This is a genomic window from Carnobacterium viridans (assembly GCF_900102725.1).
Lineage (GTDB): Bacteria > Bacillota > Bacilli > Lactobacillales > Carnobacteriaceae > Carnobacterium_B > Carnobacterium_B viridans.
In genome coordinates, this window is the sequence record NZ_FNJW01000008.1 from 1182120 (window position 1) to 1199859 (window position 17740).

Annotated in this window: 13 protein-coding genes; 2 read left to right on the forward strand and 11 right to left on the reverse strand. The window is 36.1% G+C overall.

The genetic code is table 11. The features are described 5' to 3' along the window. The first annotated feature begins 401 nt into the window (after positions 1-401). The gene (locus BLT48_RS07100) at positions 402-1502 is read left to right on the forward strand and encodes a YibE/F family protein (protein ID WP_226776564.1); all 1101 of its coding nucleotides are present in this window, start codon (positions 402-404) and stop codon (positions 1500-1502) included. Then, positions 1499-2281 carry a YibE/F family protein gene (locus tag BLT48_RS07105; protein ID WP_089976592.1) on the forward strand — a complete coding sequence of 261 codons (783 nt, stop codon included), beginning with the start codon at positions 1499-1501 and terminating at the stop codon, positions 2279-2281. The genes BLT48_RS07100 and BLT48_RS07105 overlap by 4 nt, the downstream gene beginning before the upstream one ends. Positions 2282-2558: 277 nt before the next feature. On the opposite strand, the gene BLT48_RS07110 is transcribed toward BLT48_RS07105, so the two are convergent. From BLT48_RS07110 to BLT48_RS07160, 11 genes are all read right to left on the reverse strand, one after another. After that, positions 2559-4349 carry an ABC transporter ATP-binding protein gene (locus BLT48_RS07110; RefSeq protein WP_089976595.1) on the reverse strand — a complete coding sequence of 597 codons (1791 nt, stop codon included), beginning with the start codon at positions 4347-4349 and terminating at the stop codon, positions 2559-2561. Continuing rightward, complete coding sequence (locus tag BLT48_RS07115) at positions 4349-6103, reverse strand: ABC transporter ATP-binding protein (protein WP_089978699.1); 1755 nt, start codon at positions 6101-6103, stop codon at positions 4349-4351. The genes BLT48_RS07110 and BLT48_RS07115 overlap by 1 nt, the downstream gene beginning before the upstream one ends. 118 nt (positions 6104-6221) lie before the next feature. Then, positions 6222-7886 carry an FAD-dependent oxidoreductase gene (locus BLT48_RS07120; RefSeq protein WP_089976598.1) on the reverse strand — a complete coding sequence of 555 codons (1665 nt, stop codon included), beginning with the start codon at positions 7884-7886 and terminating at the stop codon, positions 6222-6224. Beyond that, a complete protein-coding gene (locus BLT48_RS07125; RefSeq protein ID WP_089976601.1) occupies positions 7883-8185 on the reverse strand; it encodes an ArsR/SmtB family transcription factor in 303 nt (100 codons plus the stop codon). Before BLT48_RS07125 ends, BLT48_RS07120 begins: the two co-directional genes overlap by 4 nt. Positions 8186-8763: 578 nt before the next feature. After that, positions 8764-10902 carry a type IA DNA topoisomerase gene (locus tag BLT48_RS07130; RefSeq protein WP_226776563.1) on the reverse strand — a complete coding sequence of 713 codons (2139 nt, stop codon included), beginning with the start codon at positions 10900-10902 and terminating at the stop codon, positions 8764-8766. Positions 10903-11281: 379 nt separating this feature from the next. Beyond that, positions 11282-12067: a hypothetical protein gene (locus tag BLT48_RS07135; protein WP_089976606.1), complete on the reverse strand. Its 786-nt coding sequence runs from the start codon at positions 12065-12067 to the stop codon at positions 11282-11284. A 243-nt stretch (positions 12068-12310) separates the two neighbouring features. After that, complete coding sequence (locus tag BLT48_RS07140) at positions 12311-13144, reverse strand: glycerophosphodiester phosphodiesterase (protein ID WP_051923333.1); 834 nt, start codon at positions 13142-13144, stop codon at positions 12311-12313. A gap of 29 nt (positions 13145-13173) precedes the next feature. Next, positions 13174-14283, reverse strand: coding sequence for an ABC transporter ATP-binding protein (locus BLT48_RS07145; protein WP_089976609.1), 1110 nt, complete (start codon positions 14281-14283; stop codon positions 13174-13176). Between the two features lie 109 nt (positions 14284-14392). Then, positions 14393-15772: an ABC transporter substrate-binding protein gene (locus tag BLT48_RS07150; protein WP_035020442.1), complete on the reverse strand. Its 1380-nt coding sequence runs from the start codon at positions 15770-15772 to the stop codon at positions 14393-14395. A gap of 45 nt (positions 15773-15817) precedes the next feature. Then, complete coding sequence (locus tag BLT48_RS07155) at positions 15818-16714, reverse strand: carbohydrate ABC transporter permease (protein ID WP_089976612.1); 897 nt, start codon at positions 16712-16714, stop codon at positions 15818-15820. Then, positions 16715-17689, reverse strand: a complete 975-nt coding sequence (locus BLT48_RS07160) for a carbohydrate ABC transporter permease (protein ID WP_226776562.1) — start codon at positions 17687-17689, stop codon at positions 16715-16717. Positions 17690-17740 lie beyond the last annotated feature (51 nt).

Here is a 17740-nt window from a genome sequence, read left to right on the forward strand (position 1 = left end):
TTCTCTTTAAAAATAAAGTAAAGGTACCTCTACCATTATCTTAGCATGAATAATTAAGGATTAAAAGATACAATAACACGCTCCCAAGTATCATAATACGATATCTTATTATACTTTCATTATTAACCCTAGATAATTCATAGTTCTATGAGTTTGCATTTTAAAACCTTGTTCTTTAACGTTTATAAGAAATTTCTCTTTTCATCCATTTGATGCGTGAAAAAAGAATACCTTTTTATTCATGTAGATTTGACCAAAATACCAAACAGAGGTGCTCTATCTGTCAAATTTACGCGACAACCAAATATACTTGATTTATAGCTAGAATAGTCATTAAAACAATATATGTTACAATAAGCATGCTTATTTGCTTGAATCATCTTTATACTGGAGGTATTTATTTGAATAAAAAATCTTTTTATTTATACGGCAGTATTTTGCTGTGTGTCATGCTATCTATATTATTTGTACAAAATAATTTTTATTTATACGATGACTCCATAGCAGAAGTCGTAACGGTAACCCTTAATGAACAACAAAACGCTAATGATCCAACTATTAATGATCGTTTGTTTGATCAAACTTTAGTTGGGAAACTAGTAAATGGCGAACAAAAGGGTGAATTAATCACACTAGAGAATACTTACTCTCTATCTGGGGCATATGATTACGAGTATAAAATAGGTGATAAACTCTTTGTCTCCATTCAAAAGAATTCAGGCAGTGATTTAAGAGGAACCATTGACGGTCCAAAACGAGATACCTATGTTTTAGCAGCTGCTTGGTTATTTATAGTAACGGTACTACTGGTTGGAAAGAAAAGCGGCTGGTTTTCAATAGTCAGTTTAATTATTAACGTCTTAGTATTGTTACTCGCATTAACTGTCTACACAAATTCAGAAAATGCTAACTTACTGCTTATATGCAGTGGTTTAGTCTTTTTTTTCACGATTACTTCCCTATTCTTGGTTAGTGGAAATACCGAAAAAACCTATGCTGCTATCTTAGCCACATTGACAGGAACCTTTTCTGCCCTTCTCATTGCTTTTATTGTCATGCAATTAACAGCGGAAAAAGGACTTAGATATGAGGAAATGGCTTTTATAACCAGATCTCCACAAAAAATATTTTTAGCTAGCATTCTAGTTGGTTCTTTGGGTGCTGTAATGGATATTGCGATTACAATCACCTCTTCTCTTTATGAGTTATATGATAAAAATAACTCCATTCCACTAACGGACTTAAGAGCTTCTGGAAAGGAAATTGGTGCAGATATCATGGGCACTATGACAAATGTTTTATTTTTTGCGTATGTCAGTGGAAGCATACCAATGATTCTTCTATACTTAAAAAACGGCTCTACACTAGGTTACACCTTATCAATGAATTTATCCTTAGAATTAACCAGAGCGCTGGTTGGAAGTATTGGAATTGTACTGACCATCCCAATAAGTATCTATACTGCGACTTATTTCATTCAAAAAAGGAGGTCACATAAATGAATGTCTTAGTATGCCTATCGATTATTTTATTTGTACTCATGAAATTGATCAGTGGCGAAAAAGGGACAAGATCGTTTATTGCTCTTTTTTTAAACTTTGGTATCACTCTTTTGACGGTACTCTTAATGACAAGAGAAGCATTTAATCCGATTTTTCTAACTATGATTGCTTGCATCTTTATTAGTTGCATCAACCTCTTTTATATAAATACGATAAATCTTAAATCCGTTATTTCATTTATTGCAACACTGATGACACTTTTCTTTTTAGTCGGGCTTATTTTTATATTTGTTGAAAAAGCTATGATACAGGGATTTGGTATAGAAGAGATAGAAGAGCTTTCTTTTTTCAATCTCTATGTTGGGGTAAATTTTCTTGAAATCGCTAGTTGTACAATCATAATGGGTTCTATAGGAGCTATTACAGACACTTCTATTTCCATTTCTTCTGCAATGAACGAGATTTTTATCCATAACCCATTCATGGACCGCTACAACCTTTTTAAATCCGGTATGAATGTTGGAAAAGATATTCTGGGCACCACTACAAACACTTTGTATTTCGCATTTATTGGTGGGTATTTAGCTTTAATCGTTTGGTTTAAAGACTTATCTTACTCACTTAGTGAAGTGATCAATTCTAAGGTATTCAGTTCAGAAGTCATTTCCATATTCTGTATTGGAACAGGCGCCATTTTGATCATACCGATTACTGCTTGGCTTACAGCCTTTATGTTAACGCGGCGTAAAAAGAACGTTTCTGTAAGTGAGGAAGTTTGATAAAATTAGAAAACCTGCTTCAATACCAAATTGGAGCTATTTTCAAAGGAAAACAAAGATTTTTGGCCTCACTCTTTCGTGGAGAAGTCTTTCATAGAAAAGAGTGAGACTCCTTTTTTACTCCACTTTAACGTGAACTGTACTTTCATGGAAAAGTGAACACTTTTTTTAGTCTCACTCTATTATTTGAGACCTCCCCCAAAATAATAATCCAGATGCAAAGAAAGGGCTGAGATAAACCATCTCAGCCCTTTCTTTTAGGTATTCATTCTGGTTGTTACATTTCACCAGTTTTTTCTTGATAGGTTTGCAATTCATACATATCAAAATAGGTTCCTTTTTTATCGATCAATTCATCATGAGTCCCTTTTTCCACAATTTCACCATTGCTCAAAACTAAAATTTGATCTGCATCTTTTACAGTGGATAATCGGTGAGCAATGATTAAAGACGTTCGGTTTTTGCGCATATTGGCTAACCCTTTTTGAATTTTCTCTTCTGTTTCGGTATCTATATTAGCCGTTGCTTCATCAAGAATTAGAATACGCGGCGAACGCAGAATGGTTCTAGCAAAACTGATTAATTGCTTTTCTCCGGCAGATAAACTTGCTCCACGTTCGATGACCTTTGATGCGTAACCATGCTCCATTTCAGATATAAACTCATCTGCATAAACAAACTCAGCAGCTTTTTTAACTTCAGCCTCTGTGTAGTCACTATTGTACATTCGAATATTGTCTGCGATATTTCCATAAAATAGGAAACTATCCTGCAGAACCAATCCCATTTTAGTTCGAAGACCTTCTATTGGCATATCCTTGAGTGAGTGACCATCAATGGTGATCTCTCCTTCGTGATACTCGTAGAACCGCATCAGTACATTAATAATGGAACTTTTTCCTGATCCCGTTTGACCGACTAAAGCAACTGTTTCTCCCGGCTTCACTTCAAAACTGATATTACGTAAGACTTGTTTACTTCCATCATATGAGAAGTTCAAGTTATTTACACGAATATGGCCTTCTGTGATCATACCGTTTGTGTCTGGCTTAGATTGTGGAGCAAGTTCTTCATTTTTCAACAACTCTTGAACTCTATGCCCTGAAACAATTCCATCTTGTAATGAACTTAAGCTGTTCATCATTTGGCTGATTGGTTGGAAAAATGATCGTGAATAAGCCGTAAACGCGTATACCAAACCTATATTAATGTTCCCTTGGGTCCAATCTTGATACCCAAAAATAAGCAGCACTGCTACTAGAGCGATTGATTCAATCACATTGATTGCAGGCGCCAATAATAAGGCATTCATACTATACATCGAGCGACGTGAAACGACATATTCTTCATTAATCGTATTGAACTCGTCTACTAATCGCTCTTCTTGGTTGTATTTTTGAATAATGCTCATCCCACTAATGGACTCACTTAAATTGGCATTCAGCTGACTTAATACTTTTCGCATACGACTGTAAACAAGTGTACTCTTCTTTCGATAAACACCTGCGATCCAAACAATAACCGGTGTGAATAGAAGAAAAACTAAAGCCATTCTCCAGTTCAGCGCAAACATAGCAATTGTAATCGACAATACATTGAACACCCCAGTAGCAATGGTCAAAAAGACAGTCCAAAATTCTTTAATCGTCTCTGTATCATTTGTTACTCTGGATACAACTGTCCCCGCTGGTGTCTGATCGAAATAGCGCATGCCAAGTAAAACGACCTTTTCATACAATTGATTTCGAATATTGCCCACGGTTCTTTCTGAAGCCGTGTTAAAGAGAAAGTCTTTTGCATAAGCAAATACAGCTTTAAGAAGGGTTAATATCCCGTAAAAGATTACGATACGTACTGTGATTTCGATTGTTGCTGTTCCATTTGCTAAATACGTATCGATGTAACGCTGAATAATAATGGGCAGATACGCAGCGATAGTTGAACCAAATGCTAGGAATACAAATGAAACGAGAAATAGGAATTGATAAGGCCTTGCAAACCGAAACAAGCTAAGTAAAATACGCCAAGATTCTTTAGTAGAAAAAGCCGTTTGTTTTTGGTTCTCCATTATAACCCCTCCCCATCTAATTTTTTCTCTAGCTGTTGTTTTTGATACATATCACGGTACCAACCTTTTGTTTCGATTAATTGCTCGTGAGAACCACGTTCACTAATGCTTCCTTTTTCCATGACGATGATTTCATCTGCGTGCATGATTGAACTGATGCGGTGAGCAGAAATAATCGTTGTTTTGTTGCTTCGTTCTTTTTTCAATGAATTTAAAATAGCTTCTTCTGTGTGAGCATCTACAGCTGATAAGGAATCATCTAGAATCAGACAATCTGGCTCCACTGCTAAAGCGCGAGCAATAGCAATACGCTGTTTTTGTCCACCAGATAAAGAAACACCTCGTTCACCCACTTCGGTATCGTACCCCTGTGGAAATTGTAAAATATCTTCGTGAACATTTGCTAATTTTGCATATTTTTCAACTTCTTCTTGCGTTAAATTCGGATTCCCAAATCGGATGTTTTCTCTAATGGTTGTTGAAAACAGAAAATTTTCTTGTGGGACGATTGCAATGCCTTTTTTTAGCGATTCTAAAGCATAGTCCTTTATATTAATACCGTTATATGAAATCATTCCTTCATATTGATCGTAATCGCGTAACAATAATTTATAGAGTGCACTCTTTCCAGCACCCGTTCTGCCAACGACTCCCAGCATATTTCCTTTTGCTAAGTGAAAAGAAATATTGGTTAAAACAGGTTTCTCATCATCTGGATAAGTAAACGATTGGATATCAAAAACAATATCTCCCTCTAATGCTTGACGATAAGGGTTTTCTATTTCTACAATAGAAGGGGTATAAGCTAATAAAACATCTACTCTATCATAAGCTGCACTTCCTCTTTCAAGAGTATTGATTAGTCCACCTACTGCGAGCAACGGCCATTGCATCATACCGATGTAACTGATAAAAGCTACTAAATCTCCAATTGATATCCGTCCACTTTGAACATAATTTCCACCAACTAATAAAGCAATCACATAAGTCAGCCCCATGACAATTTCTATACTTGGATTTAAAGCTGCTTTTAATTTGTAGACACGTTGATTCTCATCGACAACGTGTTGCGTCTCTTCTTTAAAAGCAGACAAATCTTCTTTTTCTTCACCCAACGTTTTTAAGACCTTCATTCCTGTTACACTTTCTTGAACATGGTCATTCATTGATGAAAAAGCTCGTAATGCACCACGATAACGTGCATGGATCATTTTCCCTAAATACGTTGAAACAATGATCAATATAGGTAGAGGTAAAACGGACACTAATGTTAGTTTCCAATCGATGAAAAAGAACATTGAAAAGAGTGTTACACCACCTAATGATAAGGCATCCGTCAACGTCAATACACCATCTGCTGCAACAAATCGGATAGCTGCCAAGTCATTTGTGGCATGTGCCATCAAATCACCTGTCCGGTATTTGTGGAAAAATTCTGAATCCATACGCGTGAAAAATGAAAACAAACGATTACGCAATATAGATTCAATCAATGTTGAATTTCCAAATAACGCCATTCTCCATCCATAACGCAAGGCGTACATAATTAGTGCAAAAATAAGGATCAAACTCACCCAAAAAATTAAAATCTTCCAATTTAACGTTCCAGCTATAAAGTGGTCAATGATGGTTCCAATAATTTTAGGATTCATCACTTGTAGAATGGCACAAATAATTAACGCGGAAACACCAAAGGAATAGCTTTTCCAACGTAATTTAAAAAACCAGCCATATTTTTTTAACGTATTAAACATCATTTCGTTCCTTTCTTTTACTTACTGAATTTTTAGAAGTCATTATATTTCAAACCACAAAAAAACAAATAGAAAGGAAACTTCCTATTTGTCCCGAATAGTAGTTATGAGTGGTGTATTATTTTTTTAGTTTCATCATTTTGAGATAATTTTGATAATTTTTATTTCCACCTGATAAGTTGTACACTTTTGTAAATCCATGATGGATCAGTACATTTTGAGCAGCATTACCTGTAACGCCTTTATTGCAGTAGGTAATTGTTACTAAAGATTGATCCAACTCTGCACTTCTCTCTCTTAATTCAGCCAGAGAAATATGAATCGCTCCTTTAACATGAGCCTTTTCAAAATCCTTTTTTGAACGTGTATCAACGATTTGCAGAGTCTCACCTGTATTTTGAAGTTGCACTAAATCAGCTGGTGTCATCAACGGATTACGTTTTAAGGCATTATCTAACGCCATGCCCGTATAAAGAATAGGGTCTTTCGTTGTCGCAAATGGTGGAGCGTAAGCCAAATCTAAATGGAATAAATCTTCAGCTTTTGCTTTAAAGGTAATGGCTGTTGCGATGACGTCGATTCGTTTGTCGACGCCACCTTGACCAATAGCTTGCGCACCTAGAATGCGACCGTTTTTTTTATCTGCTAATGCTTTGATGGTTAATTCTTTCCCACCTAAATACTCGGCATGGTCTGGCTTGATATTATATAAAATTTCAACATCATAACCTTCTTTTTTTGCTTCTTTTTCGGTTAATCCTGTTTGACCAACATGTAGATCAAAGATTCTAAAGATCCCTGTTCCTAATACTCCTCGATGCTCTAAATCGCCACCAGTAATAACATCTCCAGCAATCCGACCCATTTTATTAGCCGTTGAGCCCAGTGGACGATAGATAGGTTTTCCTGTAATAACGGAGAAGCTTTCGGCTACATCTCCAACTGCATAAACATCTGGAAGATTGGTTTGCATTTTTTTGTTGACCGCAATGGCTCTGGAAGCTCCAAGTTCTACTCCCATTTCTTTAGCTAATTCTGTATTGGGGCGTACACCTGCAGATAAGATAACGATATCCGGTTCAATTGTAACGCCATTTGTCGTAATAACTTTCTCGATTGTTGTTTCTCCTTCAATCGTTTTTACAGTATCACTAAGGATCAAATTCACGCCTTTCTCGCGCATATGCTCCTCTACACGGAAAGTCATGTCCGCGTCCATTGGGGGCATCACTTGATCTTCTAATTGAACAACTGTTACTTCCAGTCCTTTATGAATCAATTGTTCTGTCATTTCTAAACCAATAAATCCAGCACCAATAATCAACGCTTTTTTTGGTTGTTTAACAGAATAAGCTCCAATATTTCGGGCGTCTTGAATATTTCGAACTTGGAACACATTATCATACTCTTTTTGATTAAATGGAGGTGGAGTAAATGGAGAAGCCCCAGTCGCAAAGACTAATACATCGTAGTTTTCTACTTTCTTTTCTCCAGAAACAAGATTTGTCACTTCTACTTGTTTGTGGGTATGATCAATCTTTGTTACTTTATGCTCTGTGAAAACTGAGACATTGTATCTCTTTTTGAACCACTCTGCATTTCTAGGCGTTAAGTCACTTAATTCTTCCACTTCTCCACCAATTTGATAAGGAATTCCACAAACTGAATAAGAAATGTCTTTTCCTTGATCATAAACGACAATTTCAGCATCCTCTGTATTTCTTCGAGCTTTAGCTGCTACAGATGTACCCGAAGCAACGGATCCAATCACAATAATTTTCATGAATTTTCTCCTCCTATTTGCTGTGTAGTTGCAGAAGTAAGTTGACTAGTATCAGATACTAGTTGATCAATACACTTTTCATTTAATGAATAGTGATGCCATGTTCCAATTTTTTCTACTGTAACTAAACCTGCATTTAAAAGAACTTTTATATGATGAGATAACGTAGGCTGTGTAAAATCAAATTGCTCCAGAATATCGCAAGCACATAACTCACCATTAGAAAGCATATCTATTATTTGTACACGTTTAGGATCAGACAAAGCTTTCATCACTTTTGCATAAGATTCATAGTCCATAGTTAAACCTCTTTCTTTTTTCTACTCTTACTAATATAGATGACATTCTATCTATACGCAACTATTTTATTTTGAAAGAAAGAACTTCATGTGGCATTCCTTATGTACATGAAACTCTATCTTTTTTGTATTGATGAATGAACATCACAAACTTTTTGAGCAGTTTAGGATGAGGTAAGAGAGTTCTATCTCACAATTTTAGATAGAGAAAAGGATTTAGTATGATTTATATAGATTCTACTTCACAAAACTGTACGAAAAGAAGAAGAGATTATGAGCTAAAGCGGTTGTAGGTCATATTTGTATCTAAAAAATAGACTGAATTATGAGCTAACAGAGGTCTATCTCACAATCTCACACAAAAAAGTTCCGTTTTATTCACTAGACGAAGCCTAGCTCATAATCGGAACTTAAAAACAGCGAGGATTATAGGGTAAAAGAGTTCTGGCGCATTACGGGAAAAATTTTAACTACTAAAAGAGTCAAAGCACTACTCCCGCTTTGACTCTTGGTAGATTCATCCATATCAATTTGTTTAATCATTAGTTGCAACAAAACGAACTGCTTTTTCCTTGCTTTCATTTCTTTTCTGTTTTTTCATAAGGTTTAAACAATAACTTGTTGTCTTCTGTCAGTATAAGGGCAGCTGAAAATGTTTGACCCGTTTTTTTCTTAAATCCTTTTAAAAGCTGCGTTTCTCTCGTATTAAGTAACTTTTTAAGTGTTGCTTCAGAAAGTGTTTTCCCTACGTACCTTTTGGGCAAAGTGAAGGTGCAACCATTGCTATAGCCACTACAGCCATAAAACTTTCCTTTGTCGATCATCATCTGTCCACAAACTGGACACTTTCCAATTGCCTTCTGCGACAAATGGCTGATACTTTTGGTATGAGTTGACCAATCGTTCTTTTCAATAACTTGTGCACTTGAATCTAAGGTATGAGCAATAAATTTTTGAATACTGTCTAAGAAAGCTTGTTGGGTGCCATCTTCATTTTTAATTTTCTTTAGATAGGTTTCCCACTTAGCCGTCATTTCAGGACTACTTAGAAGGGTATTTTCGACAGCTTGGCACAAGATTTCCCCTTTTTGAGTAACCGTCACATTATTTTTTTGAATCTCTATATAGTGCTGCTTTTTAAGGGTTTCTAAAACATTCGCTCTTGTTGCTTCTGTTCCAATACCTTCTGTTGCCTTTAAGATCTCTTTTTCTTCTTCATTCTCTAATTCTTTGCCGCACGTTTTCATTGCGGTAATCAACGTACCTTCTGTGTAAGTTTTCGGTGGCGAAGTAAATCCCTCTGAAGTATTTAGATCTGCTTCTACTGACTCCCCTTTTTTTACTAACGGTAATTCACCAGTTGTTTCTTTATCCGACTTTTTGCTTGCACCATATTCTAATCGCTGCCAACCTTTATCCAATATCACCTTTCCTTTGCTTATAAACGGAACAGTTTTAATGTCTACAGTGACAGTTGTTTCATCATATTTATAGTCTGTCTCAAACATAGCCATTGTTCGCTTTAAAATAGTAAAGTAAATTTCTTTTTGAATAGATGGCAGCTTCTCCAATGCTTTTTGTGTAGGTACTTTTTTAGTTGGAATAATAGCATAATGCTCTTGAACCTTTGAACCGTCTACATAGCGTTTTCGTTTGCTTGTATTTGGCTCTTTAATGGTGTGGTTTAATATACCTTGATACCCTTCTATTCTTTCTAACAAATACCGAAACTCTGAATCAGTGATGTATCTGCAATCACTTCTGGGATAACTGACTAATTTAGCCTCATAAAGCGACTGTACATGTTTCAATGTATCTGAAGGGCTCACCTTATATTTTTTGTTTACTAAACTTTGTAAATCACTTAATGAAAACAGAAATGGCGAAGGCTGTGATATCCTTTTAGTTTCAACAGAAGAAATCACACCAGGATTGCTAGCCAGTAAACCGTGTTTTTTGATTAATTCTTGCAGTTCTTTTTTCGTTGAGAATTTCTTACTGTACTTGGCTTTAAATAGTCCATTTTCAGCTTTTACTGTTGCATGTAATTCGAAAAATGGTTCTGGAATAAAGTTTTCAATCTGTTTCTGGCGCGTATAAATCATATAAAGCGTCGGTGTTTGAACGCGTCCGACACTGAATACTCCTTCGTTGATGCCTTTTTTCTGCAAAGAGAGAGTATACATACGAGATAAATTAATCCCCACCAACCAATCACTTATTTGCCGTGTTTGGGCTTCAACGTAGGAAGAATAAAATTCTTTTCCATCTCTTAAATCAGAAAAACCTTTTTGGATTTCATCAGATTCAAGTGAATTGATCCATAATCGTTTAATTTCTTTATTCCCCGCTTTTGCCTGATTGATGATCGAACGCGCAATATTTTCTCCTTCGCGATCACTATCGGTAGCGATGATGATTTGATCAGCTTCTTTTAACAATTTTTTTACGACATTAAATTGCTTGGCTTTTCCCTGTCCCACTTTAAACTTAAATGTTTCTGGAATAATAGGCAGCTCTTTCATGTTCCATTTCTTCCATTCATCCTTGTATTCCTCTGGAGAAGCCAATTCGACTAAGTGTCCAAATCCCCAAGTAATCACGTCATTAGATGGGTTTAAAACAATATACCCGTCTTTTTTTGAAAATTTTCCAAAAGACTCCGCATAAGCCTGCGCTTGGGAAGGTTTCTCTGCAAGTATTACTGTATGTCCCATTGACTGATACATCTCCCTTACTGCTGTATTTTAGCGGTACCAAACGTCTATTTCTTTCCTTATTTTGGAAGATTCCTCTTTAAAAGTCAATCTATTAAAAAAATCAAATCAAGTATTTTTACAAAAATTAGAACTACTGAAATAAAGCAATCGTTACTGTAAATGAAGTTTTTCATAACTCAAAAAGCTTGGTTTCTCAAGCTGGTATGCTAAGAAATCAAGCTTTTTTATTAATTAAAAAATAATATAAGTCCTTTAAATTTAGAGTATTTTTATATACCCTTCTGTTCCGTTCACTTGGTTTCTTTGTCTACCTTGGATTAGCTTAATGACCTTATCAACACTAAAACGAGTGCTCTACTAAATTTTATTTCTTCACCTATTTCGGGTAACGAATGTATTTTTTTTGTTTTGCAATTCCAATACGAAGATCACTTTTTGCTTTCTCTAAATTTAATGCAATCATTTTTTCTGGATCGTTCGATTCAATAAGATTTAAAGAGCGAAGATTTTCTTGCATTTTAGCAATATTCTTGGTAATTCCGGTAACAAATGTACGCTGATCACGTGATAAAGATCTCCATTCTTTCGTTGTTTCTAAATAGCCAAAATACGCTTGTAACATGCTATTTTGATCCACCAAGATAGACAATGTTTCGTATTGATAAAGATTGACCCAATTGACTATTTCGATATTATGATCAATATCTTTTTGTGTTAACTGTTCTCTTAACAACAATCCCTCATGATAACGGTGATAATCGTTTGTCAGCAGGTTGAATTTCTGTTGCACCTCCCATAGGTGCTTGAATGATTTATACCCTTCAATTACAGCAACTTCTGTTGAATTTACCGGAATTTCCAACGGTTTCGTATAATAAGCGGTATCTATTTTTAAATGTTCACCGCCAACACGGAAAATATTATTACTCGTATCTGCAAAAAGCGATAAATAAGACTGGGCAATTTCTGCTTCTTCTCTCTCTTCATCCCCAACTGTTGTAAAATAAGCGCTGGCTTTTGGTGCATTTCCTACTGTGAACCCAGCCATATAATAATGTTTTCCATTTACTTCCCAAAAGATAGGATTTACAAATACACCTTCATACCACTTGCTGAGTTTCTTTGCTTTCTTAATCAACAACTTTTCTGTTTTCTTATCCATTTTTTCCTCCTAATAGTGACAATCGCGTTATAGTCATATACTACGCAAAGTATTTCATATAAAGTTTTATTGCATCACTATAAAGTATATAGAGTTATTTCTGCATCTGCAAATGAAATCCTTTAAAGCGAAGGGCTATAAACTCATTAGCTTAGTTCAGTAAAATAAATCGATAAAAAGCCGCATCAGAAACCTTTATTAAGATTTTCTGATACGACCTTTTATTTGCTAAAGTTATATTACTCAACATATCTTATTTTTTGTGGGGATAACTATCGCTTTTTCTTTATTCATCACACTTTTCAAGCGATCAGGATAGTTAGTGATAATGGAGTTTACATTATCTGTCAATAATTGTTGCATATCTGATTCTTCATTGACAGTCCAGATATTTATACCTAGACCTCTATCCGTTATTTGCTTCGCGGTGTCGGGGCTAAAGCTGCGATAATTCGGGTGCAAATATTCAACCCCTAAAGCTTCAGCATAATCAATCAGTCTTGAAGGAACATTCAGTGTAAGCTGTTCAATCAATAAATCTGGGATGAATTCTTTTGCTTGTTCCAGAGTTTGATAATCAATTGTCAAGAATCCACATTTTAATCTAGGAGCCAAAGTTTTAACTCGCGCAATTGTTTGATAATTGAAAGAAGACAACACAATTTTTTCTGCCATATCGTATTGATTGATAAGTTGAATAACTTTTTGCTCAATACCTTCATACTCATCTTCGTAGGTTTTTAATTCAATATTTGTTATGAATCTTTTATTTTGCACCCATTCAAAATATTCTTCTAAAGTTGGAATAGTTTGCTTACCGAATTGAGTAAAAGTAGCAGCTGCATTTAAAAACCGTATTTCTTTGAGGGATAAGTCAGAAATTTTACCTGATCCATTGGTCGTTCGGTCTACTGCAGAATCGTGAATAATCATTGGTATCCCATCTTTAGACAGTTGTACATCCAATTCTACTCCATCGGCTCCATATTCATATGCTTTTTCAAAAGATAACATCGTATTTTCAGGGTATTTTCCGCTGAATCCACGATGAGCTAAGATTAATGGTTTATTTTGCATAAAGCTACTATCTTCCTCTCTTTTTCTGGTTAGACATACCGATTTAACAACGTTTGTTCCGTTTCTGCATCAAATAAATGAATATTATCCATATCAACTTGCAAATGAACCGTGTCCCCGTATTCGATTATATAACTAGGGTCAATACGGACATTAAGTGCAGCTTCTTCGATACTAAAGTAGATATGTGTGTCGCTTCCCATCATTTCAGTGTTTTCGACTAGTGCATGAAGTGTGTTGTCGTCAGTTGCATGGGCAACTTTAAAGACTTCAGGTCGTATGCCCACAAAGACTTTATCTCCACTTTCAAGTGGTCGTCTTAATCGATTTACCACAGACTGTCCAATGGCCATCTTTTTTCCATCCATTTGTATCGCGATTTCGTCTGCTGTCCTTTCAATTGTTGTTTCGAAAAGATTCATTTTTGGACTTCCGATAAATTCAGCAACAAATTTTGTTTCTGGAAATGCATATAAGTTTGTCGGTGTATCCACTTGCTCGATAGCACCATCTCGCATCACAACGATCCGGTCTCCCATTGTCATCGCTTCAGTTTGATCATGCGTCACATAAATAAATGTTGTTTGCAATTTACGGTGCAACTTCACAATTTCCGTTCGCATGGCTACTCGCAATTTGGCATCTAGATTAGATAAGGGTTCATCCAGTAAAAACACCTGTGGTTTACGTACCATTGCTCTTCCTAGAGCGACCCGCTGCCGTTGTCCACCAGATAAAGCAGCCGGTTTCCGGTCGAGATACTCTTCAAGTTCAAGGACTTTAGCTGCGCCGCGAACCAGATCATCAATTTCTGCTTTTCTCTTTTTTTTCATTTTTAAAGAGAACGCAATATTATCATAGATGGTCATATGAGGATATAAGGCATAATTTTGAAATACCATGGCGATATCACGATCTTTTGGCGGTATATGATTGACTAGCTTATCTCCAAAGTACAATCCGCCACCAGTTATCTCTTCCAGTCCGGCAATCATTCTTAAGGTGGTCGATTTCCCACAACCAGATGGTCCAACAAAGACAATAAATTCTTTATCTTTAATTTCCAAATTAATACCCTTTACGGCTAATACGTCCTTATCGTATTTCTTTTCCACTTGTCTCAATAGTACCTCAGACATATTGAACCTCCTCATTTGTCAGTAAAAGTAATGCTTTTTTTAAACTGCAGTTAATAATTGAATAAAGAGTTACCGCTGTCGCGAAAACTCTTTATTCAGAACTACTTCTTTATTCTGCTTCATTTACTAAATTGTAGTTTTCAATGGCGGTATTAATTTGTTCTTCCATTGCTGTTGCAGCTGCTTCAGGTGTAACTGCCCCATTCAACATATTTTCAATTTCTTTTTCAACGATTTGTCTCGCTTCAGGATAAACACTTAAAAATGCGCCTTGTGATTCTGGATTAGAATCATGTAATTGATCAATAGCTGTTTGGAATTGTGGGAATTCAGCAATATTATTTTTGAACACTTCTTCTTCATGTGCTGCAGTTGTGATTGGGAAATAACCAGTTGCTTTGTTCCATTCAGCTTGCACTTCTGGTGAAATCATGTATTTAGTGAACTCCCAAACAGCTTGCGCCTTTTCTGGATCTTCATTGTCTAGCGCCCAAAGCGATGCGCCTCCAATAGAAACGCCGCCTTCGTCTGTTTCAGAAATAGCTGGAAGATAAGCCGTACCAACTTCAAATTCTCCATCAACTTCATTCAAAATGGTTTTCAGACTGGCTGTTGATCCAATCGTCATCGCAGATTGTCCTGCAACAAATTCTGGTTGTCCACCTTGACGTCCTACATTAGGAGCAGCACCAGATTCATATAATTCATTCCATTCTGTTAAGATATTCACCATAGCGTCATTTTTGACGAATTCAACTTCTGTCGCTGCAGCATCACGTCCATTGCCATTATTAACAAATTCTAATCCTTGTTTTGAGGTGAATTGTTCGATGAACCAACCATAAATTTGTAATGAAATAGCCATGTCAGCTCCGCCATCAGTTGTTAGAGCTTCTTGCATCTCTCCGATTTCTGCTAACGTTTCAGGAGCATTTTCAATCCCGGCATTCTCGAACATATCTTTGTTGTAATAAACAACCGGTGTTGAGGAGTTGAATGGCATTGAATAAAGGCTATCATCTACGGTGTAATAAGCCGCAATATTCGGTTCAATTTGAGAAAGATCATATCCTTCATTATCAACAAATTCTTGCATCGGAATAATGAAATCCGAGTCCATCATATACCGTGAGCCGATTTCATAGATCTGTACTAAATCTGCCCCCATATTACCTAATGAAGCACTTTTTAATTTTGTGATTGTATCATCATATGTTCCTTGAAATTCAGATGTTACGGTAATCCCTTTATCATTTTCTTTATTAAAATCTGCTACAATTTCTTCAAGAGCAACACCTGCTTCTCCACCCATCGCATGCCAGAAAGTAATCGATTGGCCTTCACCAGTAGCTGTTGTTGATACCGTTGATTCATCCGTTGTTTTTGCTGTTTCTTCTGAATCAGCAGTTGAAGTTCCTCCGCAAGCTGCTAATGTTAGTGCAGTTGTTGCTGTTAAAGCTAATAAACTCATAAATGATTTCTTTTTCATCTCTTCTAATCTCCCCTAAATCTAATTTTTTTTATTCTTTATTTTTTATCCTTTAACTGAACCTGAAAACATTCCTTTAACCAATGACTTTTGACCAAAAATGAATATAACTAATGATGGAATCAAACAAATAACGACACCAGCCAACATGAGTACAATGGATTGAGAATCAACGCTGTTCATCATACTGACCCCGATTTGAACCGTTCGATAATTGTCTGATCCTGATACAAGCAGCGGCCACATATACATATTCCAAGCATTGATGAAACCATTTACTGCTACTGCACCAATTGCCGGCTTGGTCAACGGCAACAAAATTCGGAAGATAAAACCGATATTGCTGCAGCCATCAATTTTAGCTGATTCATATAATGATATTGGGAAACTTTTGTAAAATTGCCTGAATAAAAAGATAGTCGTAGCTGAAGTTAAATACGGAATAATCAAAACCTTATAACTATCCAGCCAACCCCAATTGCTTACTTGGAGATAATTTGAAATAATGGTGGCTTCACCAGGCACCATCATAGTTGCCATAACTAAGGCAAATAGGATTTCTCCCCCTTTTATTTTTAAAAAGTGGAAAGAAAAAGCTGCTAATGCACCCGAAACCAATTGTCCCGCTGTTATCGCTATCGCTACTACAAAAGAATTGAAAATGTATTGTCCTAGTGGAGCAATAGCAAAAACATCCTTGTAATTGGAAAATTGTAGTGCACCAGGGAAAAAGTTTAGTTCAGATGTGTAGATTTCACTTGGCGCTTTGAGTGACATACTGACCGCATACAACAGCGGAAACAATACAACCACAACAACCATCAGATTTGCACCTAATAAAACTGTTTTTTTAATTTTTTGGGTCCGTTTGTGTTTCCTCAGTAAGGACTCCTGTTCTTCATCCAATGTAAATGAGTTGTTTTCTTGAACATTCGTGGCCATTTAAGTATTCCTCCTTTGAATTCTGAACATGATGACGGTCAGAACGCTGATGATAAGGAAAAGCAGTACAGATTCAGCCGATGCCAGCCCAAATCTGAAATTGGAAAAGGCGTTTCTATAGATATCATGCACAATAACGTTCGTTGATTCTCCTGGACCGCCTGCCGTCAATATTTTAATTTGTCCAAACGACTGGAACGCACCAATAATATTGATCACTACTGTGTAAAATAATATGGGCTTCAAACTTGGAATGGTAATATGGAAAAACTGGTTGATACTATTTGCCCCATCCACCGATGCACTTTCATAAAGAGATTCATCAATAGCTGACAATCCCGCACTGAAGTAAAGGAAATTTATGCCACTGTTCAGCCAGCCGGTTAAGACAGCTACACTAAAGAGTGCCCATTTTGGATCGGCTAACCAGCTAATGTCTGTCCCCAATAACTGATTCACAATTCCGATATTCTGATTCAGCATAGTTTTGAAAACCATGGCGATCCCGCTTGATGCAATAGCCATTGGCATAGCGTAAACGGTAGAAAAGAAACGAATACCTGGAAAGGTTCGGTTACACAATATGGCAGTCAAAAAACCGAATCCCATGCCTAAAACCAATACAATTCCGACAAACTGAACTGTTGCAAGTATGCTGTTCATGAATGAAGCAGAGGTTAATAGATCCGTATAATTTTTAAACCCGACAAAAACTTTTTCTATTCCCCGATTGTCCGTTAAGAATAAACTTCTATAAATAGTCCTAAAAAAAGGCCAATACGTAAAGACAATAAAAATAAGAAAGGCTGGAACAAGATATACGTAAGGTTCGATATATATCCTTTTTTTCTTGCTGATTGTTTGATTTGCTGCCATCAGACTCCTCCTAATGAATGACTCATAAACATTTGTACTTTCATAACAAATTTCTAACGAAAGGTAATTTTTTTGTTTCAGCTTTGCACTTATCGGCAAACCTCCTTGGCTTCTTTTACTCTTTGTTACATATTCTATGCTAGCATCCAC

Coding starts and splice junctions, on each gene's coding strand:
- BLT48_RS07105 (WP_089976592.1), top strand. CDS start 1,499: ATGAATGTCTTAGTATGCCTATCGATTATTTTATTTGTACTCATGAAA.
- BLT48_RS07110 (WP_089976595.1), bottom strand. CDS start 4,349: ATGGAGAACCAAAAACAAACGGCTTTTTCTACTAAAGAATCTTGGCGT.
- BLT48_RS07115 (WP_089978699.1), bottom strand. CDS start 6,103: ATGTTTAATACGTTAAAAAAATATGGCTGGTTTTTTAAATTACGTTGG.
- BLT48_RS07120 (WP_089976598.1), bottom strand. CDS start 7,886: ATGAAAATTATTGTGATTGGATCCGTTGCTTCGGGTACATCTGTAGCA.
- BLT48_RS07125 (WP_089976601.1), bottom strand. CDS start 8,185: ATGGACTATGAATCTTATGCAAAAGTGATGAAAGCTTTGTCTGATCCT.
- BLT48_RS07130 (WP_226776563.1), bottom strand. CDS start 10,902: ATGGGACATACAGTAATACTTGCAGAGAAACCTTCCCAAGCGCAGGCT.
- BLT48_RS07135 (WP_089976606.1), bottom strand. CDS start 12,067: ATGGATAAGAAAACAGAAAAGTTGTTGATTAAGAAAGCAAAGAAACTC.
- BLT48_RS07140 (WP_051923333.1), bottom strand. CDS start 13,144: ATGCAAAATAAACCATTAATCTTAGCTCATCGTGGATTCAGCGGAAAA.
- BLT48_RS07145 (WP_089976609.1), bottom strand. CDS start 14,283: ATGTCTGAGGTACTATTGAGACAAGTGGAAAAGAAATACGATAAGGAC.
- BLT48_RS07150 (WP_035020442.1), bottom strand. CDS start 15,772: ATGAAAAAGAAATCATTTATGAGTTTATTAGCTTTAACAGCAACAACT.
- BLT48_RS07155 (WP_089976612.1), bottom strand. CDS start 16,714: ATGGCCACGAATGTTCAAGAAAACAACTCATTTACATTGGATGAAGAA.